Annotated in this window: 23 protein-coding genes; 16 read left to right on the forward strand and 7 right to left on the reverse strand. The window is 58.1% G+C overall.

Annotation, left to right across the window (positions count from 1 at the left end; translation table 11 throughout):
* Positions 1-11 precede the first annotated feature (11 nt).
* The 3 genes from HUO12_RS03075 (at position 12) to creD (ending at position 3,632) form a co-directional block, all read left to right on the forward strand.
* Positions 12-401 carry a BlaI/MecI/CopY family transcriptional regulator gene (locus tag HUO12_RS03075; RefSeq protein WP_176272208.1) on the forward strand — a complete coding sequence of 130 codons (390 nt, stop codon included), beginning with the start codon at positions 12-14 and terminating at the stop codon, positions 399-401.
* On the forward strand, positions 398-2,056 hold the full coding sequence (locus HUO12_RS03080) for a M56 family metallopeptidase (RefSeq protein WP_176272209.1): 1,659 nt from the start codon (positions 398-400) through the stop codon (positions 2,054-2,056). Before HUO12_RS03075 ends, HUO12_RS03080 begins: the two co-directional genes overlap by 4 nt.
* A gap of 163 nt (positions 2,057-2,219) precedes the next feature.
* Positions 2,220-3,632: a cell envelope integrity protein CreD gene (gene creD / locus HUO12_RS03085; RefSeq protein WP_176272210.1), complete on the forward strand. Its 1,413-nt coding sequence runs from the start codon at positions 2,220-2,222 to the stop codon at positions 3,630-3,632.
* A 93-nt stretch (positions 3,633-3,725) separates the two neighbouring features.
* Here the strand turns inward: creD and HUO12_RS03090 are convergent, their stop codons facing one another.
* Complete coding sequence (locus tag HUO12_RS03090) at positions 3,726-4,286, reverse strand: hypothetical protein (RefSeq protein WP_176272211.1); 561 nt, start codon at positions 4,284-4,286, stop codon at positions 3,726-3,728.
* A 7-nt stretch (positions 4,287-4,293) separates the two neighbouring features.
* Complete coding sequence (gene ypfJ / locus HUO12_RS03095) at positions 4,294-5,157, reverse strand: KPN_02809 family neutral zinc metallopeptidase (RefSeq protein ID WP_176272212.1); 864 nt, start codon at positions 5,155-5,157, stop codon at positions 4,294-4,296.
* A gap of 112 nt (positions 5,158-5,269) precedes the next feature.
* Between ypfJ and HUO12_RS03100 the strand changes: the two genes are divergently transcribed.
* The 7 genes from HUO12_RS03100 to HUO12_RS03130 all read left to right on the forward strand — a co-directional run bounded on the left by HUO12_RS03100 (position 5,270) and on the right by HUO12_RS03130 (position 11,805).
* Positions 5,270-6,025: a 3-hydroxybutyrate dehydrogenase gene (locus HUO12_RS03100; protein ID WP_176272213.1), complete on the forward strand. Its 756-nt coding sequence runs from the start codon at positions 5,270-5,272 to the stop codon at positions 6,023-6,025.
* 11 nt (positions 6,026-6,036) lie between these two features.
* Entirely contained in the window at positions 6,037-7,500 is a 1,464-nt protein-coding gene (locus HUO12_RS03105; RefSeq protein ID WP_176272214.1) for a M20/M25/M40 family metallo-hydrolase, read from the forward strand.
* Positions 7,501-7,610: 110 nt separating this feature from the next.
* The gene (gene guaB, locus HUO12_RS03110) at positions 7,611-9,062 is read left to right on the forward strand and encodes an IMP dehydrogenase (protein WP_176272215.1); all 1,452 of its coding nucleotides are present in this window, start codon (positions 7,611-7,613) and stop codon (positions 9,060-9,062) included.
* Between the two features lie 6 nt (positions 9,063-9,068).
* Entirely contained in the window at positions 9,069-9,338 is a 270-nt protein-coding gene (locus tag HUO12_RS03115) for a hypothetical protein (RefSeq protein ID WP_176272216.1), read from the forward strand.
* Positions 9,335-10,519, forward strand: coding sequence for an RsmB/NOP family class I SAM-dependent RNA methyltransferase (locus HUO12_RS03120; protein WP_176272217.1), 1,185 nt, complete (start codon positions 9,335-9,337; stop codon positions 10,517-10,519). Before HUO12_RS03115 ends, HUO12_RS03120 begins: the two co-directional genes overlap by 4 nt.
* A gap of 76 nt (positions 10,520-10,595) precedes the next feature.
* Positions 10,596-11,096 (forward strand): tetratricopeptide repeat protein, encoded by a 501-nt coding sequence (locus HUO12_RS03125; RefSeq protein ID WP_176272218.1) that lies wholly within the window; start codon positions 10,596-10,598, stop codon positions 11,094-11,096.
* A 31-nt stretch (positions 11,097-11,127) separates the two neighbouring features.
* Positions 11,128-11,805 (forward strand): glutathione S-transferase family protein, encoded by a 678-nt coding sequence (locus HUO12_RS03130; protein WP_176272219.1) that lies wholly within the window; start codon positions 11,128-11,130, stop codon positions 11,803-11,805.
* A gap of 6 nt (positions 11,806-11,811) precedes the next feature.
* Here the strand turns inward: HUO12_RS03130 and HUO12_RS03135 are convergent, their stop codons facing one another.
* Together HUO12_RS03135 and HUO12_RS03140 are read right to left on the reverse strand one after the other, a co-directional pair.
* Entirely contained in the window at positions 11,812-12,291 is a 480-nt protein-coding gene (locus tag HUO12_RS03135) for an RNA pyrophosphohydrolase (RefSeq protein ID WP_176272220.1), read from the reverse strand.
* Positions 12,288-13,241, reverse strand: a complete 954-nt coding sequence (locus tag HUO12_RS03140; RefSeq protein ID WP_176272221.1) for an alpha/beta hydrolase — start codon at positions 13,239-13,241, stop codon at positions 12,288-12,290. The genes HUO12_RS03135 and HUO12_RS03140 overlap by 4 nt, the downstream gene beginning before the upstream one ends.
* Positions 13,242-13,416: 175 nt before the next feature.
* Here HUO12_RS03140 and HUO12_RS03145 point away from each other — a divergent pair, with 175 nt between their 5' ends.
* The 6 genes from HUO12_RS03145 (at position 13,417) to HUO12_RS03170 (ending at position 20,754) form a co-directional block, all read left to right on the forward strand.
* Positions 13,417-15,300 carry a 2-oxoacid:acceptor oxidoreductase subunit alpha gene (locus tag HUO12_RS03145; RefSeq protein ID WP_176272222.1) on the forward strand — a complete coding sequence of 628 codons (1,884 nt, stop codon included), beginning with the start codon at positions 13,417-13,419 and terminating at the stop codon, positions 15,298-15,300.
* The gene (locus tag HUO12_RS03150; RefSeq protein WP_176272223.1) at positions 15,300-15,755 is read left to right on the forward strand and encodes a hypothetical protein; all 456 of its coding nucleotides are present in this window, start codon (positions 15,300-15,302) and stop codon (positions 15,753-15,755) included. Before HUO12_RS03145 ends, HUO12_RS03150 begins: the two co-directional genes overlap by 1 nt.
* Positions 15,756-15,864: 109 nt before the next feature.
* The gene (locus tag HUO12_RS03155; RefSeq protein ID WP_176272224.1) at positions 15,865-16,881 is read left to right on the forward strand and encodes a 2-oxoacid:ferredoxin oxidoreductase subunit beta; all 1,017 of its coding nucleotides are present in this window, start codon (positions 15,865-15,867) and stop codon (positions 16,879-16,881) included.
* 206 nt (positions 16,882-17,087) lie between these two features.
* Positions 17,088-18,047 carry a metal-dependent hydrolase gene (locus HUO12_RS03160; RefSeq protein WP_176272225.1) on the forward strand — a complete coding sequence of 320 codons (960 nt, stop codon included), beginning with the start codon at positions 17,088-17,090 and terminating at the stop codon, positions 18,045-18,047.
* A gap of 30 nt (positions 18,048-18,077) precedes the next feature.
* Entirely contained in the window at positions 18,078-19,469 is a 1,392-nt protein-coding gene (locus tag HUO12_RS03165; protein ID WP_176272226.1) for a cryptochrome/photolyase family protein, read from the forward strand.
* A gap of 97 nt (positions 19,470-19,566) precedes the next feature.
* Positions 19,567-20,754, forward strand: a complete 1,188-nt coding sequence (locus HUO12_RS03170) for a serine hydrolase domain-containing protein (RefSeq protein WP_176272227.1) — start codon at positions 19,567-19,569, stop codon at positions 20,752-20,754.
* 18 nt (positions 20,755-20,772) lie between these two features.
* Here HUO12_RS03170 and HUO12_RS03175 read toward each other — a convergent pair whose 3' ends face one another.
* The 3 genes from HUO12_RS03175 to purF all read right to left on the reverse strand — a co-directional run bounded on the left by HUO12_RS03175 (position 20,773) and on the right by purF (position 23,448).
* On the reverse strand, positions 20,773-21,120 hold the full coding sequence (locus tag HUO12_RS03175; RefSeq protein WP_176272228.1) for a PilZ domain-containing protein: 348 nt from the start codon (positions 21,118-21,120) through the stop codon (positions 20,773-20,775).
* Positions 21,121-21,256: 136 nt separating this feature from the next.
* Entirely contained in the window at positions 21,257-21,973 is a 717-nt protein-coding gene (locus HUO12_RS03180) for an SDR family NAD(P)-dependent oxidoreductase (protein WP_176272229.1), read from the reverse strand.
* 2 nt (positions 21,974-21,975) lie between these two features.
* Positions 21,976-23,448, reverse strand: a complete 1,473-nt coding sequence (gene purF / locus HUO12_RS03185) for an amidophosphoribosyltransferase (protein WP_176272230.1) — start codon at positions 23,446-23,448, stop codon at positions 21,976-21,978.
* Positions 23,449-23,511 lie beyond the last annotated feature (63 nt).

The raw sequence follows: 23,511 nt of genomic DNA on the forward strand, positions 1-23,511 counted from the left end.
AGGAGGGACGGATGAGTAATTCAGACAATCCAACGCCTGAACGCATCAGCGAAGCCGAATATGCGGTCATGGAAGTGCTGTGGTCAAAGAACCCTGCTTCCGCATCCGATGTCAGCGATGCTATTGCAGCCAAGCGGGGCTGGAGCCTTGCGACTGTGAAGACGCTGCTGGGCCGACTGGTCCAGAAAGGTGCCATCGCCACGCGTCCGGATGGTCGCCGCTATCTCTACAGCCCTGTGATTGAACGCGCTGACTATGTCGGCGGAGAATCGCGCCGCCTAGTTGATCGGCTGTTTGGTGGAAGCGCTGCCGGATTGTTCGCCCATCTGGCTGAGCAAGAAGCTCTCACAGAAGATGATCTCGCTGAGATTGAAACGCTGTTGAAGGAGCTCAAGCCATGACGGACTGGCTCTACGACACATTGCTCTGGACCGGCGTTCTGATCGGTCTCGTGCTGCTCATCCGGCGCCCCGTGGCGAAGGCTTTCGGGCCGCGCGTCGCTTACGCCTTGTGGTTCATCCCGTTCATTCGGCTGATCCTGCCGCCCATCGTGCTTCCTGCATGGATGGCGCCGGCGCGAGAGGTGGCTCTCGCTCCCGTTGTAGAAGTTGCAGCATCAGCTGATCCGGTCATGCTTGCGCTCGCGGAGCAAGCAGCGAATGCGCCGGTGGCACAACAGACCGCAGCAAGTCCAATGCTTGAGCCAGCAATGCTCACAGCGTTGACGCTCGCCTTGTGGCTCGGCGGGGCCGCTGTGTTCCTGTTCACGCGCTTCAAGGGCTATCGCGACATGCGCGAAGAAATGCTCGAGGATGCAAAAGAGGTCGGCTTAGCGGACAAGGTGCGCTTGATGGAAACACCAGCCGCGACGGCTCCGCTTGCTTTCGGGGTAAAGGACAAAGTGGTTGCCTTGCCGCCCGGCTTCTTGGCCATGCATGACCGCGAGACCCGTGATCTGGCAGTCGCGCACGAGCTTGCGCACCACCGTGGTGGCGATTTGCTGGTGAACATGCTGATGCAGCCCTTGTTCGCGCTGCACTGGTTCAACCCGCTTGGATATTACGGGTGGCAAGCGCTCCGCCGCGATCAGGAATCGGCCTGTGATGCGCGGGTTGTCGAACACTGCCCGGAAGAGAAACGCGCTGATTACGCGCGGGTAATTGCCAGCTTTGCCGCTGGTCCCAATGTCGCGCTCGCAGCGCCTATGGCGTGTCCGGTGCTCGGCGAGAAAAGCATAATTGAACGATTGAGGAGTTTGAAGATGAGCCAACACACGTCACAGCGGCGCAAGACAGGCGCAGTTCTGCTGGCAGGGGCGCTGATTGCGCTGCCGCTTACCGCAACGGTGTCCTACGCTGAGGGGCAGAGTGTTGAAGAGGCGTTTGCTGAAGAAGCTGTGACGCCGCCTGCTCCTCCAGCGTCGCCTGAGGCACCTGGTGCTCCAACTCCTCCCGCTCCGCCGTCCCCACCTGAAGCGCCTGATGTGGAGTTTGAAGTCGAAAGCGGCGACAAAGTCTGGCGCTCCGTTGAAGAGGAAACTCTTGAAGATGGAACAACTGAACGCGTCGAGAAGGTCTATGTCATCAGAAATGGCGAAGTGCTGAGCGATGAGGAGCGTCGCGAGATCGAACTGAAGGTTGAGAGGAAACATGCGGAATCCATGCGAGTTCGCGAGGAAGAGCGTGCGGTTCGCAAGGAAGCGAAAAAGGCCCGCAAGGAAGCGCAGCGCGAAGTGCGTCTTGCGATTGCGGAATCGGTCGATGCGCGCGCGGAAGCGGAAAAAGCCATCAAGGAAGTGAGGCTTGAACTTGAAAGCTCGGAAGGCGGCCGAACGACCGTCGAAATGAAATGCGACGGAGATGAAATCGCTTCGGAAAAGACCCGCGAGGACGGCACACGTGTTGTCATGCTGTGCAAGAGCAAGGTGATGGCTGAAGCGCTGAAAGGGCTTAAGCAGGCTCGCGCTGAAATTGCCAAGAACAGCGAGATGGACGCGGAGACCCGCAGCGAAGTCCTCCGGGCTCTCGACGAGCAAATCAAGAACTGGGACAGCTAAGATACGACATGTCGAAGTGAACCCCCTGATCGCTTCGAAAACCTGTTCCAGCTCAAGCGGCGGAGGTTGATCCAGGACCTCCGCCGCAATTGTTTCAGGGTTCACATTCAATTCAGTTCGTCGCTCACAAACAACGCTTCATCGTAAAAAGATGGAGGTTGAAATGAGCAAGGAACGCTCGCCAGGAATGAAATTGCTGTTTGCCGGACTGGTCGGCGCAGTGCTGATTATCCCGCTGATTATGGTCTATGCGCTGGTCTCTGATCGCCAGCATCAGGCGCGTATTGCTCAGGATTCGATTGCTGCGGGGTGGGCCGGGCCGCAAGTTGTGACAGGCCCTTTGCTTGTCATTCCTTATCGCGATGAAGCGGTGACAACTGAAGTCGTGGACGGCAAATCCGTGACCCGCACTGTCGAAGTTCGCAAGCACCTTTATCTGTCTGCAGAGAGGCAGGACATCGACACCAATCTCGCACCGGACATCAAGAAGCGCGCTATCTATGAAACTGTGATTTACACGGCGGCCGTCTCGGGCAAAGCGCAATATGCCTTGCCTGAAGATATCGAGCGTTTCGGAGTGAAACGTGACCAGCTGATACTCGATGAAGTCGAAGTCCGTTTGGGCGTTTCAGACCCTCGCGGGCTGCAAACGGACTCCACGCTCCGCATTGACGGCGAAGCTTTGGCACTAAAGCCTGGAAAAGGCCAGGCCAGCACCGGCAACTCGGGCGTGCATGCCTATTTCGACTGGTCAGAAGGCGAGCCGATTGACCTCGCCTGGAGCTATAATCTGCGGGGCAGCCGCTCATTTAGCGTTGTGCCAAGCGGCAATGCGACCAATTGGTCCGCCAGTTCCGAATGGCCGCATCCAAGCTTCACCGGCAGTTTCCTACCCGGGGAAGAGGATCGCGAGCTTGGCCCTGATGGCTTCAAGGCGAACTGGTCGATCTCGAATCTGGCTTTGGGCCAGTCGACGCTGTCGCATTCTGATGATGGTCCTCAGGTCTATCCGGGCGGGAATGTCGACCAGTATGCCAGTTGGGCTGCTACCGCTTCGATGGATGGAACGCCGGTCGCAACGATCGGGCTGATTGAGCCGGTTGATCTCTACAGTCAGGTCGATCGTGCAGTGAAATACGGCTTCCTGTTCATCGGCTTCACTTTTCTGGTGTTCCTTATGTTCGACATCGTCGCAGGAGCGCGCGTGGCAACGGCGGAGTATTTGCTGACCGGAGCAGGTCTGGTCTTGTTCTTTGTGCTGCTGCTGGCCTTTGCCGAAGTGATTGGCTTTGCCCTCGCATACATAGTTGCAAGCGCTGCCATTATCGGATTGCTGACAGCTTACAGCGCTGCTGTGTTGGGCAGTTGGACAAGGGCAGGGGTGGTCGGCGCAGTGCTGGTCGGCCTCTACGCACTGTTGTTCGTACTGCTCAATCTCGAAGCGCTCTCGCTCATCATCGGCTCGCTGATGCTGTTCTTTGCGCTGGCTGGCGTAATGTACGCGACCCGCGGCGTGGATTGGTCAGGCGTTGCTTTGAAAAAGACTGGCGAGGAGGGCGAACCGATCATCGCTTGATGTTTATCGCCTCACAAAGAAAAGGCCCGGTTGCTCTGTGCAGCCGGGCTTTTTCATTTGCACCGTCGGGAATTTTGAGCCCGTCCAGGATCTTTATTCTTCAGTGACAGGTTGCAGTTTGACAACATCATCTTCGTCTATCTCGATTGCCATAAAGGCAGGCCGCGAGGGGTAAGGGCACTCTGACGCCTCGCCGAGCCCTTTGAGGTAAGCGCGTCTAGCAAGACCCGCCACAATGGCAGCTTGCAACTCGCGCTTCTCGCCAGCTGCGCCGGTGATTTCGCGCAAAATTCCGCGAAAGGGAATGAAGGATCCCACAACGCGTTTGGCAACTCTGCCTTCGCTGAATGGATCCGTGCCATCGTTGACGATGTCATAGTCAGGCCCCAACACAGCATCGAGATCAGCAATCGCGAGCCGCAAACTCTCGCAATCCTTGCCTGCGGGGCTGGCATAAGGATCGATCGATGCTGCGACGAGAATTTCCGGGATCTCGTCGTCATCCAGGTTGAGATCGTCGATCGGTGTCATGATGACATCTTCAACGTCGGGTTCCTGATTGCGAACCACTTCCTGCTCGTCCTGGGCCTGGGCAACAGCGCTGCAACTGAGCGCGACTGTGCCAACGACCAGAAGTACAAGCTCTTTCGACATAGTTTCCTCAATTCTCGAAATATTGATCACACACCGAGCTGTTGGCAGCATCGAGGCCCAAGCGCAGCGCCTCCATCCGCTGGCGCGAAGTGCCGTGCGTAAAGTTCTCCGGATTGATCCGCTGACCGGCATTGCGCATCAGCGTGTCATCGCCAATCGCGCTTGCTGCGCGCAGGCCTTCCTGCATATCGCCCGGCTCGATCAGATTGCGGTTCTTGCCGGCCCACACACCGGCATAGCAATCTGCCTGCAATTCCATCCGCACTTGCAATTGGTTCGCCTGGCTACGGTTGCGCGCCTGAAGCGAGCGGACCTGAGACGCGAGGCCCGTCAGGTTCTGGATGTGGTGGCCATATTCATGCGCCATCACGTAATAGCGCGCGAAGTCACCACCTGCGCCCATCCGGCGCGCCATCTCGTCATAGAAGCTGGTATCGATATAGATGCCCATATCTGCCGGGCAGTAGAACGGGCCTGCCGCTGACGTCGCGCTGCCGCACCCCTGCGTGGTCACCGCGCCGCTGTATAGCGTGAGGATCGGGTCCTGAAACTGGATGCCAGCGCGCTGAAACTCTGGTCGCCATGTGGTGTTGAGCGAGCTGAGAGCATTGCAGGCTTCGCGGGCATACGGACCGCTTTCACACACCTGCTCTTCCGAGACATTCGCCTGCTGTTGCTGCTGAGGGGCTTGCTGCTGTGCGCCTTCGATCATCCCGATGGTCTGCAAAGGATCGGCGCCAAACACGAAATAGGCTATGGCCGCGATAATGATCGCACCGCAGCCGATCCCGCCGCCTCTGCCTCCGGGCATCCTGCTGCGTCCGCCAGAGCGGACACGGATATTGCTGGTATCGTATTTGCCCAGGCGCATGGGCTTCTCCCCTTTTTCTGCGGCTAATTCTCTCCCGCTCTCTGTTTGGGCTGGACATGCGTAGATGTGCAAGCAAAAGCTGCAGAATTCTTTTTCAGCGCAGGAGTGTGAGATGAGCTTTCACGGCAAGAAAGCATTGGTGACCGGCTCAACTTCCGGAATCGGCTTGGCCATTGCAAAGGCTTTGCATGCCGAAGGCGCTGAAGTCGTGCTCAACGGGTTTGGCGATACAGATGAAATCGCTGCCCTTTGCGAGGAAATGGGCGCAACGCATTCCGGCGCAAACCTGCTTGAAGTCGCTGAAATCGAGCAAATGATGAGTGAAGCTGGCCCGATTGATATCCTCGTCAACAATGCCGGCATGCAGTTCGTAAGCCCGGTCGAGGATTTTCCTGCCGACAAGTGGAATGCGATCATTGGTCTCAATTTGACTGCGACGTTTCACACAACGCGCCTCGCTGTGCCTGCGATGAAAGAGAAGGGCTGGGGGCGGATCATCAACACCGCCAGCGCGCACTCGAAGACAGCTTCGCCATTCAAGAGCGCGTATAATGCCAGCAAGCATGGTGTTGACGGCTTCACCAAGACTATCGCGCTTGAACTGGCGCAGACCGGCGTGACAGCCAATTGTATCAGCCCGGGTTATGTCTGGACGCCGCTGATTGAAGGGCAGATCCCCGACACGATGAAGGCGCGCGGGCTCAGCCGCGATGAAGTCATCAATGATGTGCTGCTAGCAAAACAGCCTACCAAGAAGTTCGTGCAGCCGCATGAGATTGGCGCTCTCGCAGTCTTCCTGTGCCGCGAAGAGGCTAGCAATGTCACCGGCGCGAACTGGAGCATTGACGGAGGCTGGACCGCCGAATGAGGCTTAGCGCCATGCCTTTACGTGCTTCTCTGATCGGGTTGCTGTGTGTCTTTGTCACGGCCTGCGCGACACCATCGGGCGTCAGCAAGAGCGAGTTTGCCGAGATTGAACGCGCGATGGCCGAGCACATCAATGTGCTTGCATCGGATGGATTCGAAGGACGCCGGCCGGGGACTCGCGGAGAGCGCTTGACGCTCGATTATCTGAGAGACGAATTCGAGAAGCGCGGGCTTGTGTCTGGAACGAATGATCCGGCAAATCCGTGGTTTGCGCCGGTCGAGCTTGTTCGCACAAAAGCAGTGGCGAGCCGGGTCGAATTCGTCACGAATGGAGAGCCGGTCGCGCTCGACGCAAGCGAGGCTTTCGCAACTACAAACCTAAGGCGCAGCCTGCTTGAATATGCGCCGCTATTGTTCGCAGGTGCATCCCTTTCAGAGCGTCCCGAGGACGAGCTTGTGGGGCAGGTCGTGGTGCTGACCAGCTCTCCAATGCGATCCGCCGGCTATTCTAAGGCAGCTTTCGACGCTGGTGCTGCGGCGGTCCTGCAGGTCGTCGAAAACGAAGAGGTGATCGAACGCTTCAGGAGATTTCTAGGGACAGAACGCTTTCGTCTCGAAAGCGAGACGCGGGATGAATTGACTGCCTATGTTACGCGCGATGCCTTGACCAAGATCATAGGTGAAGAGCAATTTGCAGCGCTTGAACAAGCTGCCAGCGATCCGGAGTTTGCTGGACAGCTCTTGCCCATAACCGCACGGATCGAAGCCTCGCGACAATCGCCGAGCATCGTTTCGCATAATTTTATCGGGAAGATCCAAGGCACCAAGCCTGAAGCTGGAGCTCTCATTCTCATGGGGCACTGGGACCACTTCGGGCAATGCGGAGACGAAGCAGACCCTGACCGCATCTGCAATGGAGCAATTGATAACGCTTCGGGCCTTGCCGTCATGATCGAGCTAAGCGCTCGCTTGCAAGCCCGCGGACCGCATGATCGCGATATCTATTTCCTTGGGACCACAGCAGAAGAGTGGGGCTTGCTTGGTGCCAAGGCGTTCATTGCGAGACCTCCATTGCCGTTGGATGAGGTTGTAGGCATATTCAATTTCGACACTATAGCGATTGCCGGGAGGGGTAGTCCGGTGGTTTTCCTTGGCGAGGGTTACACAGCTCTCGATCCTTTTGTGCTGAAAGCCATTGATCGGGCTGGCCGTGATTTGGGACCAAGAGAGCTTGCCGAGCAATTTGTGCGCAGACAGGATGGCTGGGCATTCCTGGAGGCCGGTATCCCGTCTATCATGCTAACCGGGGCTTTGGGCGCGCCTGAAATGCAAGCCTATTTCCAGTCTCGCTATCACAACGCGCAAGACAATCCCGGCGAACTGGTATTGAGCGGAGCGGTTGAAGACATGTTGCTCCACGAAGATCTCGTGGTGGAGCTTGCGGATGCAGAGCGTTATCCAGCGGGCGGGGAATAGTTTCTCGCTACCCCCTAGCACCTGTCACATAGTGTCGTTACATGGGCCGCCACAAATCTCCGCGCCCACCGTTTAGCGAGTCGGCGCTTCAGACACGGAAAGTGGCATTTATGGATATCCCTCTCGGCCTGACATTCGACGACGTTCTCTTGCGTCCGGCCGAAAGCGACGTGCTGCCCAGCATGGCCAACACTGCAACGCAGCTCACCCGCGATATTGCGCTCAACATTCCTGTGTTGTCTGCTGCGATGGACACCGTGACAGAGGCGGACATGGCCATCGTCATGGCGCAGCTTGGCGGAATCGGCGTATTGCACCGTAATCTTGAGGTCGAAGAACAGGCTGCTGCTGTTCGCGCGGTCAAACGCTTTGAAAGCGGCATGGTCGTGAACCCGATTACAATTGAGCCCGGCGCGACCCTCGGCGAAGCGCAAGCGATCATGACGCAAAACCGCATTAGCGGCATTCCTGTGACTGACGGCGGCAAGCTGGTCGGCATTCTCACGAACCGTGATGTGCGGTTCGCTGAGAACCCTGAGCAGCCTGTGCGCGAGCTGATGACGACGGACAACCTCGCGACTGTTCCATTGGGAACGGGTCAGGAAGAGGCTCGCCGTCTGTTACACCAACGGCGGATCGAGAAGCTGCTGGTGGTCGATGACAATCAGCATTGCGTCGGCCTCATCACCGTCAAAGACATCGAGAAAGCCGTCACTTATCCGGATGCAACCAAGGACAGCGCAGGCCGCTTGCGCGTCGCTGCCGCGACTACGGTCGGTGATAAAGGCTTTGCGCGCACTGAAGCGCTGATCGATGCGGAATGCGATGTCGTGATTATCGACACCGCTCACGGCCACAATAAGGACGTGGCGCGCTCGGTAGAGCGCGTGAAGAAGCTGTCCAATGCGGTGCAGGTCGTTGCGGGCAATGTAGCCACAGCAGAAGCGACGCGTGCGCTGATTGATGCAGGGGCGGACGCGATCAAAGTCGGCATCGGGCCGGGTTCGATCTGTACAACGCGGGTTGTCGCAGGGGTAGGCGTGCCTCAGCTCACAGCAATCATGGAAAGCGCTGAAGAAGCGGCAAAGTCTGGCGTGCCTGTGATCGGCGATGGCGGACTTCGTACCAGCGGCGATGCGGCCAAAGCGCTTGCAGCCGGGGCTTCGTCAGTCATGATCGGCTCCATGCTGGCGGGCACGGCAGAAAGCCCGGGCGAGACATTCCTGTATCAAGGACGCAGCTACAAGGCCTATCGCGGCATGGGCAGCGTTGGCGCCATGGCACGCGGCAGTGCGGACCGCTATTTCCAGCAGGACGTCTCCGCAATGAAGCTCGTTCCGGAAGGGATTGAAGGCCAGGTGCCGTTCAAAGGCCCAGCGGCCGATGTCGTTCACCAGCTGGTCGGCGGGATCAAGGCAGCCATGGGCTATACCGGCTCTGCTACGATCAAGGATTTGCGCGAGCGTGCTCAGTTCGTTCGGATCACCAATGCGGGTCTTTCGGAAAGCCACGTGCATGACGTTGCGATCACGCGCGAAGCGCCGAATTATCCGACGCGGTAAACGGTCATGATCGAAGTCTATGTCCCTTTTCTGCTCGTGATGATGAGCTGGAATGCTGATGATCCGGAGGCCAGCATGCGCATTCAGACGCGCGTACTGATCGATCAGGCTACCTGCGAGGCACGCGGTGCGGAGACAGCCGCTCTGGTTGAAGCAGACCGTTCGGAGCGGATGGAACGCTTCACCGATGCGCGCGACATGATCGCGAAAGAGCGGTTTGTGTGGCGCTGCGTCGAAGCGCCTAAGCATATCGAGAAAGTAGCTGGCGGGTCGTGACGCCTGCCGCGCGAGTTCAGGCTGCAATCGAAATTCTCGATGAGGTTATTTCTGGTGCTGTAGCTGGAGGAGCGCCAGCGGACCGGATTGTCTCTGCCTATTTCAAGACCCGTCGCTATGCCGGCTCCAAGGATCGCCGCGCAGTGCGCGAGCTGGTCTATTCCGCGATCCGGGTTTGCGGTGAGGTTCCTAAAACGGGGCGAGCTGCCATGATGCGCCTGGTTGAAGAAGACGCTTCGCTCAGCGTGCTGTTCGATGGTTCAACGCATGGCCCAGCGGTAATTGAAGCTGATGAGAGGCCGGCAAGGGCAGGGGTCGCTCCCGATTGGCTCATCGCCCGCCTCCAGTCCTCGGGACTTGATGATGCCGAGATGGCAGCGCTGATGGACCGCGCACCGCTCGATATCAGGTTGAACGCAAAGCATGCGCAGCGACACACGTTTGAATTCCCGGTCGAAGTCGAATGGCTAACTTTACCGAATGCGCGACGCCTGCCGTCTGGCACGCCTGTCGAGCAATGGGATGCGTATAAAGATGGTCTGATCGAAGTTCAGGACCTTGGCAGTCAGCTTATCTCGCTGATTTCGGGGGCTTATGCGACATTCCTGACCATTGATCTGTGCGCGGGGGCAGGAGGCAAGACGCTTGCCATGGCATGTGAGCGAACGCATTCGGGCCGGATTGTTGCATCGGACACCGACCGCAGGCGGCTTTCGCGCTTGATGCCACGCGCGAAGCGAGCGGGGGTTGCAGACTCAGTTGAAACTCGCTTGCTAGACCCCGGAAAAGAGCTTGAAGCGCTCTCAGACCTAAAGGGACAAGCGGACTTTGTGCTGGTCGATGCGCCATGTTCCGGCACAGGGACCTGGCGCCGCAAGCCCGAAGCCAAGTGGCGCCTGACGCCGGATCGGCTCGACAGGTTTGCGAAGACACAAGATTACCTGCTTGATTTAGCAGCCGAGTTGACCCGGCCAAACGGTGTTATCGGGTTTGTCACGTGCTCTTTGCTCGACGAGGAAGGAAAGGATCGTGTGGAAGCATTCCTCAAGCGCCATCCCGAGTGGAAAGCAGAACCTTATCTCCAATTTCCCATTGGACGCCAACACGGCCAAGGACTGCGACTCACCCCGTATCATGACGGAACGGACGGCTTTTTTGTCGCCATGCTGGGTTCATCATGATAGCCCTATCCATTATGCCTGACCCGCAGAAGCCCGAGCGGTCATGACTGACCGATCCGCTCTCATGGAGAAAATTATGCGTTTTGCGCCCGCTGCTGTTGCTCTGTCTCTGGTTCTTGCTGTTTCAGCGAGTGTGACGAGTGCGGATGACAGGCAAGCGGCTCCACGGGCAGCCACGCTGATTGCGCAAGGCGATGCGGCATTGAAGGCAGGCGATGCTCAAGCCGCGATTGATGCGTTTGAAGCGGCTCTCGCGGTTGATCCCGGACATACACCCATTTTCCTGAAGCTTGCCGAAGCGGCACGGCTCGATGGCCTGCAAGGCAAGGCGATCCGCTATTACCGCGAGGCGTTGGATCGTGATCCTGACAATTTTGCAGCGATTTCAGGCGAAGGCCTTGCTCTTGTTGAAAAAGGTGCATTGGAAAAGGCCAAGCGCAACCTCACAAGACTTGAAAGCCTGTGCGGTGCGTCGTGCCCGGAAACGCGCGATCTGAAGCTCAGCATCGCGACAGGCACGCAAACGCAGTTCGCGGCAGAAACCTCTGCAGCGGAAAGCACGCCTGCATCGAATTGATCGGCCAAAGCTGATCGACTAGAAGCGCGGGATGATCACGCTTCACCATCTCGAATATTCGCAAAGCTTCCGCATCCTCTGGCTGCTGGAAGAGCTCGGCGCGGAATATGAGCTCAAGCTCTATGATCGCGATCCTGAAAGCAATCTCGCGCCTGCCGAATACAAGGCGATTTCGCCGCTTGGTACGGCGCCTGTCATCACTGACGGCGAACTTGCGCTCGCAGAGAGCAATGCGATCATGGATTACATCATGGATCGCCATCCCAATCCTGACGTAAACCCGCCTGCGGGCAGCGCGCATCGTGCGCGGCACCTGTTCTGGTTCCACGCCTCGCAAGGCTCGCTGATGTCGCTCGGCATGATCGAGATGATTTTTCGCGTGCTGGAAGATCGGACGCCATGGCCGATCAACAAGCTGCTAGGCGCGGTTTTCGGCAAAGCGCGAGAAGGTTTTACGAAGCCGCGCAAGGAGCGGCTGCTGAAGCTGATCGAGCAGGACCTGGGCACAGCGCCGTGGTTCGGCGGCGATCATGTCACTACGGCGGACATCACAATGAGCTATCCTATGGAGTCCTTGCGCGATCGCGGCGAGCTGAACGCGACCGACACGCCCAATGCGATGGCATGGTTTGAGCGCGTTGAAGCGCTGCCATCCTATCAGAAGGCGCGTGAAATCGACGACCGGCCGAGCGTCGCTTTCAAAATCTGAACCTGATCAGAGGTGTTCGCGGAATTCCTTGAGCACAGCGGCGTAAACGTGGCGTTTGAAGGGCACGATCAGCGAAGGCAGGTCTTCAGGCTCGGCCCATTGCCATGCGGCAAATTCAGGCGGATCGTGCGCTTCGATATTCACGTCTTCATCGCGGCCCGTAAAGCGGCCAAGGAACCAGAACTGCTCCTGTCCGCGGTAGCGACCGCCCCATAGCTTGCCCATGAGCTCGTCCGGCAAATCATAGCGAACGGGCTCGCGCATGCGCGTTATGACGCTCACATAGGAAGCGGTGATCCCTGTTTCCTCGTGAAGCTCGCGTAAGGCGGCTTGCTGATGATCTTCGCCCGGATCAATCCCGCCTTGCGGCATCTGCCACGCGCCATTGTCTTTGGAATCGATGCGTTGACCGACGAACACGCGGCGCTCGCTATTCACCAGCATGAACCCTGCACAAGGGCGGTATGCGGTCGGGAGATCGCTCACGCAGCGTTCTCCAGCATGTATTTCATCGCCGCCACCATGCGCTCCAGATCGGCTTGCGCGCCTGCAATCGCACCGCGCAGGTTTGTGAAGCTGTGCGTCACGCCTTCCATTTCCAGATGCACGTGATCGATCCCCGCAGCAGAAAGCGCCGCGCCGTAATCGCGTCCGGAATCGCGGATCGGATCAAGACTAGCAGTGACCAGAACTGTCGGAGGAGTGCCTGCGATATCTCCCAGCATCGGCATCGCGCGCGGGTCGTTGCGGTCGGGACTGTATGACGCGTCGAAGAACTCGACCGCTGCCTTGGTCAGGATGAAGCCTTCTGCGAATTCTTCCAAGCTGCCGGAACCGAAACTGTCGGCTGCGAGCGGGAAAATCGGGACCTGCAGCACGACCGGAACATCGGCTGTGTCCTTCGCGATCTGCTGGCTCACAACGATGCTCGCATTGCCGCCTGCGCTATCGCCGATGGGAATGAGGCCTGTCACTTTACGGTCCAAATCCTGCGGAGAGCCCGCGATCCAGCGCGTTGCCGCTTCGCAATCTTCAATCGCCGCGGGGAAGGGCGCTTCAGGGGCGCGGCGATAATCGACGGCGACCAGCGGCATGTCCATAAGCGCGCAAAGCTCTGTGCAAAGCGCGTGATGCGTGTCCAGATCGCCGATCACGAACCCGCCACCATGGTAGAACACCATGATAGGACCAAGCTCACGGTTTTCCTGCGTGTCATAGAGCCGCAGAGGGATATCGCCTGCAGGACCGGGACAGGTCAGGTCGCGAATAACGGCCAGCTCGCGGGCAGGGCGATCCGCCATTCCGTGCAGCGCCATATATCCAGCTCGCGCTTCCTCAAGGCTCATTTCCGCCAGACCCGGTTGCGGCCCCATTGCTGCCAAACCATCGAGAAATGCTTTTACATCGGGGCGGACATAGGGCGTTTGATCTGTCATGAAATGGGTCTTGCCTCTCATTTTGATTGCACTCGTAGTCAGCCTTGTGGAGCTTTTCCACTCGACATTTGTGCCGCTAGGAGAAAAACTTCATTGCGGGAGCGGGAACGGAGCCATAATTGCGCGTTCCAGATACTCAGGCATTCAATGACGAATGCCGCAGGAAGGAATAGTAATGGCGACGAAAGTTGCAGACACAGGTGACAGCGCAGCGCCGCGCAAACAGCCCGATGCGGTCGTAGTCCGCTTTGCAGGCGATAGTGGTGACGGGATGCAGCTGACCGGAGGACAGTTTACGCTGTCGACCGCGCTCGCAGGCAATGACCTGGCGACATTTCCTGATTTTCCCGCAGAGATTCGTGCGCCGCAAGGCACGCTGTTCGGCGTTTCTGCCTTCCAGATCAATTTCGGCAGCCGAGAAATCGATACAGCGGGTGACGCGCCTGACGTGCTCGTCGCGATGAACCCGGCGGCGCTCAAGACAAACTTGCCGGCGCTGACGCCAGGCGGCCTTGTGATCGTCGATACAGGCGAATTCACCAAGCGCAACCTAGACAAAGCGAAATACGATGTCAGCCCGCTGGAAGACGATACTCTGGCCAAGTACGACGTGTTAAAGCTCGATATTAGCGCGATGACGATTGAAGCGGTCAAGGATTTCGGCCTTGGCAACAAAGACGCTTTGCGCTGCAAGAATATGTGGACGCTGGGTCTGGCCTTGTGGATGTTCGACCGTCCGCGCAAGCCTTTGCATGACTGGCTCAGCCAGAAATTCGCGAAGAAGCCGGAGATTGCGAAAGCGAATATCGCCGCGCTCGATGCAGGACATGCTTATGGCGAGACGGCAGAGCTTGCAGGGCCGCTGCGGCAAGTGCATCTCGACCCGACACCGACCGAACCGGGCACATATCGCACCGTTACCGGCGCTGAGTCGGTATCGCTCGGGCTTATTGCAGGCGCGCGGTTGCTGCGCTTGCCGATGTTCTTTGGCGGCTATCCGATCACGCCAGCCTCTGCGATCCTGCACCACCTTGCCAACATGAAAGAGTTCGGCGTCACGACATTCCAGGCGGAAGACGAAATCGCGGCGATCTGTGCGGCGATTGGCGCGTCCTATGCCGGAAGCCTTGGCGTTACGTCCTCTTCTGGTCCCGGTATTGCGCTCAAGACCGAAGCGATGGGCCTCGCGATCATGACCGAGCTGCCGCTTGTCATCGTCAATTCGCAGCGCGGCGGGCCATCGACCGGCCTCCCGACCAAGACCGAGCAGAGCGATCTCTACCAAGCGGTCTATGGCCGCAATGGCGATGCACCGCTGCCGGTGATTGCGGCGCGCAGTCCGGCCGATGCGTTTGAATGCGCGATCGAGGCTTGCCGAATCGCGGTCCAGTACATGACCCCGACCATGCTCTTGACCGATGGCTACATCGCCAACGCGTCCGAGCCGTGGAAGATACCCGATCCTGACGTGTTCGAGCGCTTCCCGGCTGAATTTCTTGAGGAAATGAACGGTACGGATGCAGACGGCAATCCGATGCTCCTCCCCTACAAGCGCGACGAGAAGGGCGCTCGTCCATGGATCAAGCCGGGGACGAAGGGCCTGATGCACCGGATCGGCGGGATCGAGAAAGCGGTCGATACCGGCCACATCGATTATTCGCCGGAAAACCACTCCGCGATGACGAAAGCGCGCAAGGACAAGATTGGCAATATTCGCGTGAGCGATCAGCAGGTCGCGCTGGGTGAAAAGGGTGGCAAGCTGGCTATCGTGGGTTGGGGCAGCACTTACGGCCCGATCCATCAGGCGGTGCGCCGCGCGCGTGCTGAAGGGCTCGATGTGAGCCACATTCATGTGCGCCATATCTGGCCGATGCCTGCGAACCTTGGCGAGCTCTTGAAGAGCTATGACCAAGTGATCGTGCCGGAGATGAACACCGGCCAATTCAAGACTGTGCTGCGCGATCAATTCCTGATCGATGCGCAGCCTTTGAACAAGACCAGCGGCCAGCCATTCACTATCGATGAGATCACAAGCGCGATCAAAGGAGCGTTGGGGTGATGGGAGGACCGGCTCAGCCTACACGGACTTTCTCGATTAGAGCGGCAATGGTCTCGTTCCTGCTGGCTGCTGCAGCAGGTATCACTCTTGCTTTGTTTTTGGTGATGGAAACTTATCGGGTGCTCTGGGTCTGGCAGGCAGCCGAGCTACTGTCTGTGCTCATGAGCTTCGGGCTGTGCAGTTTCATTATCGAAAAATTTTGGTCGGAATTCGTCAACGAATTAGAATCTCACCTGCGAGATGGCGACGAGCTCAAGGGCTATGTATGGGCGCGTTGGCTGCCATTTACTGCATACTGCGTGCTTTTTTCAGGGTTGCTAGGCTTTGCGAACGTACTGCTTTCGGATTCGCGCCTCATGACGCTCTTGGGGCCGATTTTAGGTGTGCATCTTGCCACGGCAGTTGCGCTTTTATCGCTTACGAGAGAACCTTTCGTGAAGGAGTTGCGCAAATGAACGCACCAGCAAACATCACTCCGTTCATCCCGAGCTTGTCGAAGGATGTGTTGTGCGAAATGCCCGTGCTTCGACAGGCCCAGCACGAACGGTTTATGGGGATTACGTCATGAATGAGATGACCAAAATCGAAACCACACTGAAGGATTGGGTCACGGACCAGGAGGTCCGCTGGTGTCCGGGTTGCGGGGACTATGCGATCCTGAAAGCTGTGCAACGCACGCTGCCAGAGCTGGGCGCAGATCCGTCCAATACCTGCTTCATTAGCGGGATCGGCTGTTCAAGCCGCTTCCCCTATTACATCGAAAGCTATGGCTTCCACACGATCCACGGCCGCGCGCCGGCGGTTGCGACTGGTGTGAAGCTTGCGAACCCCGATTTGGACGTGTGGCTCGTGACGGGCGATGGCGACGGCCTTTCCATCGGTGGCAATCACATGATGCATGTGCTGCGTCGCAACGTGAACATGCAGATCATGCTGTTCAACAACGAGATTTATGGTCTCACTAAAGGCCAGTACTCGCCCACCAGTCGCGAAGGAACGCGCAGCCCGTCAACACCGGGCGGCTCAGTCGATCGACCTGCGCAGGCTTGCGCATTTGCGCTGGGCGCAGGTGCGCGTTTTGTGGCTCGCGGGTTTGATGTCTCGAAGAAGCTTCCCGAAGTCCTGAAAGCGGCCCATGCGCATGAAGGCGCTGCATTCATCGAGATCTTCCAGAACTGCATCGTCTACAACAAGGATGTGTTCAACGATTTCGCCGCGCCCAAGGGTGCTGAGGAGAACCAACTCTGGCTCGAAAATGGCGAGCCAATGCTGTTCGCAGGCGGAACCAAGGGTATCACGCTCAACCACGAAACCTTGCGGCTAGAGGTCGTCGATGTCGCAGATGGAGACTGGAAAGCCGCTGGCGTCCTTGTCCACGATGTGACCAACCGCGCGGTCGCGCATATGCTGGTCGAATTGCCCTTTGGACCATTCCCGATGGCGCTTGGCGTGCTCTATGATGATCCACGCCCATCATTCGAGAAAGTGGTTCAGGAAGAGCGCAACCGAGCGACCGAAGGCAAGGAGCCGAACCTTGCGCGTTTGCTGGCCAGCGGACAGACCTGGACAGTCGAAGAATAGCTCCGCATCGGATTTTTCAACTGTACCTGCGTAAGACAAAGGGCGGTAGTTTTAGCTATCGCCCTTTTCATTTCTGCGCCGAAGTCTATGAGTCTCAGACATAATCAGGGCCGCTTAGGTTAAAACTGACGCTTTTGCAGTGAACGCGCTAGAGTGTTTACCGGGCGTGAAACGCATTTCTAACGACGGGGCGGCAACAGGGATCGATGGACAATCTTACCCATAGCCTGTTTGGCGCATTAATGGGCCAGATGGGCCTCAAGAAGAAGACCGGCCTTGCCATGCCCGCGTTGATTATCGGCGCAAACCTGCCCGATGTTGATGCGACCTGCTTCTTCTGGCTCGATGGTGTGGAGCATCTCGGGTTTCGGCGCGGTATTACGCATGGCCCCATCGCTATGGTCGTGCTTCCCGCGATCCTTGCGTGGATATTGCTCACCTTTGACCGATGGCAGATACGCCGCGGGACGCGGCCGAAGAAGCGCCTGCCGGTTACCTTCAAATGGCTCTATCTGCTCAGCCTGATTGGTTGCCTTTCGCATCCTGCGCTTGACTGGCTCAATGTATACGGTGTCCGGCTGCTTGAGCCATTTTCGAGCCAGTGGTTCTATGGCGACACGCTGTTCATCATCGATGTGTGGCTGTGGATGCTGCTGGGCTTTGGCGTTTGGCATTCGCTCAATCATGAGAAAGAGAAGCTCGCCTGGGAGCGGACAGGCCGCATCTGGATGTATCTCAGCCTGATCTATATCGGCTTTAACGGCGTGATCAGCACCAGCACCGCTTATGGCGGCTCAGCCGATCGCAAGCCTGACGAAGTGATTTCGAGCCCCGTTGTCTTCCGGTTCTGGGAACGCGAAGTCATGTGGCGCGAAGGCCGCGTCTGGTGGTTTGCCCAGCACGATTTCTTCAACAACACGCGCGAGAGCAAGTTTGCTGTCCGCAGTCTGTGCTCGCGCTCGGCAATCGACCGTGCTGCTCAAGCGACCAGTGAAGGGCGAGCCTACATGTTCTGGTCGCGCGCGCCGGTCGCTGAACGGTCAGCCGACGGAACCATCGTTGTACGCGATGCGCGTTTCTATGACCCACGGGCGAGGGGGAACTTCGAAGTCTCGATCCCCGAATTGCAATGTGTGGACCTGGGTGAGGAACCGCGAGGGCAGTAGCCTCGTTCACTCCCTCACAAAGGGAGCATAATGTCCAAACCACAAATAGTCTGGCTTCGCCGCGATCTCCGCATTGCTGACAACCCTGCGCTGTATCATGCAGCGAAGGAGGGCCCGGTGGTCGCGATCTATGTGCTCGATGACGAAGCGGCAGGGCATCACGCCTATGGCGGCGCATCAAGAGTGTGGCTCCATTACGCGCTCGAGGACCTGCAAACGAGCTTCGGCAAACACAATGCGAAGATTGTCCTGCGGCGCGGCGATGCTGTCGAAGAACTGGCCGCGATTGCGAACGACATGGGCGCGGACACAGTTCACGCGAACCGGCACTACGAACCTTGGTGGAGGAAGGCTCAAGGCGCGCTGGTGGAAAAGCTCGATCTGAAGCTTTACGATGGCAACTATTTGCTACCGCCGGGCTCGGTCACAACAGGGTCGGGCGATCCCTATAAGATTTACACGCCGTTCTCGAAAGCGACGCTGGAGAAGCTTCCGCCGCGCGATGTTTTGCCCGAACCGGAGACGCTATCCTCGCCGGATAACTGGCCGCAAGGCGATACGCTGGAAGACTGGCAGCTGCTGCCAACCGATCCCGATTGGGCGAAAGGTATCGAGGATCATTGGGAATTCACTCAAGAGTCCGCGCATGACCGGCTCGAGTGGTGGGAAGGGCATATTGCGGAGTATGATGACGCGCGCAATCTGCCGTCGGTCGACAAGGTGTCGCAGCTCTCGCCTTATCTCCATTTCGGTCAGATTAGTCCGGTACAGATATGGCACGAGCTTAAGGACAAGCGCAGTCAGGGCTGGACGACATTCGAGAAAGAGCTGATCTGGCGCGATTATGCGCAGAACGTGATCTGCCAGTTTCCGTCCTACGCCAGCGAGAGCTATCGCGAAGGGTGGGATGATGAGATGGACTGGCGCGACCCTCATAAGGATGACGAAGCCGCGCGCGATCTCGAGGCTTGGCAACAAGGACGCACGGGATATCCCATCGTCGATGCCGGGATGCGCCAGCTCTGGCAAACAGGCTGGATGCACAACCGCGTTCGCATGATCACAGCGAGCTTCCTCATCAAGCACCTGCTGATCCACTGGCGGCACGGCGAGCAATGGTTCTGGGACACGCTTGTCGATGCTGACCTCGCGAGCAATGCGACAAATTGGCAATGGGTCGCGGGGACAGGCGTTGATTCCAACATGTTTAGCCGGATCATGGCGCCGCTCAGCCAGAGCGAGAAATTCGATGCGGCGGAATACATTCGAACTTACGTGCCTGAACTGGCCGGGTTGGATGAGCCCTACATCCATGATCCTGAAGAGCATGGCTGCTTGCCGGAAGATTATCCGGCCAAGATCATCGGCCACCGTGAAGCACGCGAACGTGCTCTGTCGGTTTACCAGGATTTCAAGAACTAGAACCGCGCATTGCACCAGTACTGGCGCTTGCAGATTGGACTTCGCACGCTCTAAGGGACGCTTGAATGCGCCAAATGCTGGCAAAGGGAGAGATCGCATGCGGGGTATCGTTTTTGCAGGAGTGGCGGCGCTGGCGCTCACCGGCTGCACATTTGGCGCAGCTGATGGCGCCATTGACACAGCGCCTGTTCTAGAGGCTCCGCAACTTGTTATACCTCCGCAGCGTGATCCGTCAGAGCTGCAAGTCTTGTTCTGGGATAGCCCGACCCGCGAGGCGCGCTTCCGCGCAATGGAAAGCTGGTTTGCAGGCCATGAAGTGCCTGCCGCTCTATCGCCGCGCGCTTTGCCGACCGGAGAGCCGCTGAGCGCTGACATCACCGCAAAGATCCAGACCTACATGGCCGAAACCAATGCCGCAGGCGTGATGGTCCTGCAGAATGGGCAGGTTCGCTTCGAGCAATATGCGCTAGGTTTTGACAAGGAGCAGCGCTGGACGAGTTTCTCCGTCGCAAAAAGTTTCACTTCGACATTGCTGGGCGCAGCGATCCATGACGGTTTTATCGGCAGCCTGGAAGACCCGGTAACTGCTTACATTCCCGAGCTTGCCGGATCGGCCTATGACGGCGTGACTGTGGAACAGCTTGCGACCATGACCAGCGGTGTTGCTTGGAACGAGAGCTACACCGATCCGAACAGTGACGTCGCGCAGATGAACCGCTTTGTTCTGGAATATGGCCCTGATGCGATTGTCGAGCAGATGAAGCGCTTGGAGCGTGAAGCGCCGGCCGGCGAGAAGTTCGTTTACAAAACGGGCGAGACCAATCTCATCGGGGTGCTGGTCGAAAACGCCGTCGGACTGCCGCTGGCTGTCTATGCGCAGACAAAAATTGTTGAGCCAGCAGGCTTTGAAGGCGGCCTTTTCTGGATGGTCGATCCGCGCGGTGGAAGCATCGGCGGGTGCTGTCTCTCGATCCGCTTGTCGGACTATGCGCGCTTCGGGCAATTCGCGCTCGAAGGTGGAGGGGATGTTGTCCCTGAAGGCTGGTTTGCAGAAGCAGGCGATTCAAAGGTCGATTTTGGCGACACCAGCTTCGGCTATGGCTACCAATGGTGGACATACCCCAAGGGTCACTACGGCGCCCAAGGCATCTTCGGGCAAGCGATCACCATCGTGCCGGAGAAGAACCTCGTCGTTGCAGTGGTCAGCAATTGGCCCGTCGCCAGCAGCAATGACTTGCGCCGGCCATGGATCGTTCTGGTGGATGAGATAGCAACAGCGAACTGAGCGCTGCTGAAGCTCGCTTTAGATCGCTGCGCGGCGCACGCCTGTGTTCGAGTAACGCTGCAGAATGTTGTCATGCACGATCGGGCTCAGGAGCTCGGTGAACGCACAGCCAACGATGCAGTTGTCCCACCACACGACCTGAGCTTGCAGGGACTCAAGTCCCGGAAGTGTCAGCCAGCACACCTGACCCTCATGCATGCGGTTGATCGACGCCGCTGAGAAGCCGGAGATCGACAGATCATGCACCACGCTCTGGAAAGCGCGGCCGCCAGACGCACGAAGCGTTGCCGGAATGGTGAGTTTGGTCCGCGGCGCGCAGCGGTCTTCCTGCGCGGCGATGTGATAGCGATCCTGAGTGCTATTCATGACAAAACCTCTTCGAGCTTTGAAAGCTTTACCAGATGCGGGACTTTTCCCGATCTTGGCGCTTTCATGCGCGCGAGAAGGTTACTGGCGCACTCCCAAAGAGAGTTAATTCAGCCTTTACGACGATTTTTCGCCGCTATTTCTGGACACGTTCGCGGTGCTGATTGGGGAAGTCCTCACTCAGCAGGGCGACGATACGGTCTGCAACCGCTTCTGGCGGTTTGACTGTCTCAGGGTCTTCGCCCGGATAGGCTCTGGCGCGCATGTCCGTGCGAGTGGCGCCAGGGTCGAGGATCGCAACCTTGATATCGCCAAGCTTTTCCGTCTCTTGCGCATAAGAGCTCAAAAGATTGTCGAAGGCCGCTTTAGTCGAGCCATAGGCGGACCAGAAGGCGCGCGGATCAGCCCCAACACTGCTTGTCAGGCCTATAATGCGCGCGGATTCTGCCCGCTTGAGCATCGGATCCAGACTTGCGAGGAGCGCCTGTGTCGCGACGACATTCGTCATCAGCGCCTTGGTGTACTGCTTGCCGTCAATCTGCGTCACTGGCGACAGATGGGGCAGATAGGCCGCGTTGAGGATCAGATAATCGAGCGTATCCCAACGTCCGGCGATGGCGGCTGACAAGCGGCCGATGCTTTCGCCTTCAGATAAATCCAGCGGTGCGATAGTCGCACTGCCGCCCGCATCGTGGATTTCGTCCTCAACCGCTTCCAGCGCTTTGACGTCACGCGCGACCAGGATCACTTGCGCGCCTTCAGCTGCAAGCGCCCTTGCCGTCGCTGCGCCAATGCCTTTGCTGGCGCCTGTGACAAGCGCGAGCTTGCCGTCAAATTTGCCTTCATTTGCCATGGTTATGCTGGCTCGTGTTCGTGAAATGAGAGTTGCGCTGCGTCTTGCTCGGCATTGTTCAAATCGGTGAGCGGTGTGGGGTATTCGCCCGTGAAACACGCATCACAGAATTGCGGGCAACCTTTCGAGCGGCTGTCAGCGCCCACCGCACGATAAAGCCCGTCGATCGACACAAATGCCAAGCTGTCTGCACGGATGAAGTCACGCATCGGTTCAACATCCATGCGCGCTGCAAGTAGCTTGCTACGCTCAGGCGTATCAACACCGTAGAAGCAGCTATGCGCGGTAGGCGGGCTTGCGACACGGAAGTGAACTTCTTTCGCGCCTGCTTCACGCATCATCTCGACGATCTTCATGGACGTCGTCCCGCGCACGATGGAGTCGTCGATGAGGACGATCCGCTTGCCTTCGACCAGCCCGCGATTGGCATTGTGCTTGCGCTTTACGCCTGAATGGCGCGCGCCGTCCGATGGCTGAATGAAAGTCCGCCCCACATAGTGCGAGCGGATAATGCCAAGCTCGAACGGGAGGCCTGAACGCGCGGCAAAGCCGATTGCTGCGGGAACACCGCTATCGGGGACAGGCACGACCAGGTCTGCGTCCGCTGGCGCTTCTTCAGCAAGCTGCTCGCCAATGGCCTTGCGCGCTTCATAGACCGAGCGGCCCGCGAAGAAGGAATCGGGACGGCTGAAATAGACATGCTCAAAGATGCAAGGGCGCGGATTTGCTGTTCCGAAGGGATGCAGCGATTCAATCTGGCCATCGTGTGACACGCGGACAAGCTCGCCCGGTTCGACTTCACGTATGAATTCAGCGCCAACCACATCGAACGCCACTGTCTCACTGGCAAACACGACTGCATCACCCATTCTGCCCATCACGAGCGGACGAATGCCAAGCGCATCGCGGCAAGCGATCATACCTTCCGGTGTCATCACGATGAGAGCGAATGCACCTTCCACCAGACGCAAGGCATCGACCAGACGGTCGACGAGTGTCGGATAACGGCTTGTCGCGACCAAGTGGATGATGACTTCCGTGTCCGACGTCGACTGGAAGATCGCGCCACGCTTGACCAGGTCTTTCTTCAGCGCGTGCGCGTTCGAGATATTGCCGTTATGCGCAATGGCAAAACCGCCGCTTGCCAAATCAGCGTAAAGCGGCTGCACATTGCGAAGGCCTGCGCCGCCCGTTGTCGAATAGCGGACATGGCCCGCAGCCATGGAGCCGGGCAGCTCGTCTATGGCTTCCTTGCTGGAAAAATTCTCAGCCACATGGCCAAGCCCGCGGCGCGACACGAAATGCTTGCCATCAAAGCTGGTGATGCCGGCTGCTTCCTGGCCGCGATGCTGCAACGCATGCAGACCCAAGGCGGTCGCAGCAGCCGCGTCCGACGCGTTGATCGCGCCAAACACGCCGCACTCTTCGCGCAGCTTGTCGCCGTGCTCATCATAAAACGGATGCATCACATTCATGGCCGAGCCTGCCCGCTGCTCTGAAGACCAAATCTGGCCGGTTGCCGTGGTGCGCTCCCAATG

This window comes from Altererythrobacter lutimaris (assembly GCF_013371495.1).
GTDB classification, from domain to species: domain Bacteria; phylum Pseudomonadota; class Alphaproteobacteria; order Sphingomonadales; family Sphingomonadaceae; genus Erythrobacter; species Erythrobacter lutimaris_A.

Coding starts and splice junctions, on each gene's coding strand:
- HUO12_RS03075 (WP_176272208.1), top strand. CDS start 12: ATGAGTAATTCAGACAATCCAACGCCTGAACGCATCAGCGAAGCCGAA.
- HUO12_RS03080 (WP_176272209.1), top strand. CDS start 398: ATGACGGACTGGCTCTACGACACATTGCTCTGGACCGGCGTTCTGATC.
- creD (WP_176272210.1), top strand. CDS start 2,220: ATGAGCAAGGAACGCTCGCCAGGAATGAAATTGCTGTTTGCCGGACTG.
- HUO12_RS03090 (WP_176272211.1), bottom strand. CDS start 4,286: ATGTCGAAAGAGCTTGTACTTCTGGTCGTTGGCACAGTCGCGCTCAGT.
- ypfJ (WP_176272212.1), bottom strand. CDS start 5,157: ATGCGCCTGGGCAAATACGATACCAGCAATATCCGTGTCCGCTCTGGC.
- HUO12_RS03100 (WP_176272213.1), top strand. CDS start 5,270: ATGAGCTTTCACGGCAAGAAAGCATTGGTGACCGGCTCAACTTCCGGA.
- HUO12_RS03105 (WP_176272214.1), top strand. CDS start 6,037: ATGCCTTTACGTGCTTCTCTGATCGGGTTGCTGTGTGTCTTTGTCACG.
- guaB (WP_176272215.1), top strand. CDS start 7,611: ATGGATATCCCTCTCGGCCTGACATTCGACGACGTTCTCTTGCGTCCG.
- HUO12_RS03115 (WP_176272216.1), top strand. CDS start 9,069: ATGATCGAAGTCTATGTCCCTTTTCTGCTCGTGATGATGAGCTGGAAT.
- HUO12_RS03125 (WP_176272218.1), top strand. CDS start 10,596: ATGCGTTTTGCGCCCGCTGCTGTTGCTCTGTCTCTGGTTCTTGCTGTT.
- HUO12_RS03130 (WP_176272219.1), top strand. CDS start 11,128: ATGATCACGCTTCACCATCTCGAATATTCGCAAAGCTTCCGCATCCTC.
- HUO12_RS03140 (WP_176272221.1), bottom strand. CDS start 13,241: ATGACAGATCAAACGCCCTATGTCCGCCCCGATGTAAAAGCATTTCTC.
- HUO12_RS03145 (WP_176272222.1), top strand. CDS start 13,417: ATGGCGACGAAAGTTGCAGACACAGGTGACAGCGCAGCGCCGCGCAAA.
- HUO12_RS03150 (WP_176272223.1), top strand. CDS start 15,300: ATGGGAGGACCGGCTCAGCCTACACGGACTTTCTCGATTAGAGCGGCA.
- HUO12_RS03155 (WP_176272224.1), top strand. CDS start 15,865: ATGAATGAGATGACCAAAATCGAAACCACACTGAAGGATTGGGTCACG.
- HUO12_RS03160 (WP_176272225.1), top strand. CDS start 17,088: ATGGACAATCTTACCCATAGCCTGTTTGGCGCATTAATGGGCCAGATG.
- HUO12_RS03165 (WP_176272226.1), top strand. CDS start 18,078: ATGTCCAAACCACAAATAGTCTGGCTTCGCCGCGATCTCCGCATTGCT.
- HUO12_RS03170 (WP_176272227.1), top strand. CDS start 19,567: ATGCGGGGTATCGTTTTTGCAGGAGTGGCGGCGCTGGCGCTCACCGGC.
- HUO12_RS03175 (WP_176272228.1), bottom strand. CDS start 21,120: ATGAATAGCACTCAGGATCGCTATCACATCGCCGCGCAGGAAGACCGC.
- HUO12_RS03180 (WP_176272229.1), bottom strand. CDS start 21,973: ATGGCAAATGAAGGCAAATTTGACGGCAAGCTCGCGCTTGTCACAGGC.
- purF (WP_176272230.1), bottom strand. CDS start 23,448: ATGAATGTGATGCATCCGTTTTATGATGAGCACGGCGACAAGCTGCGC.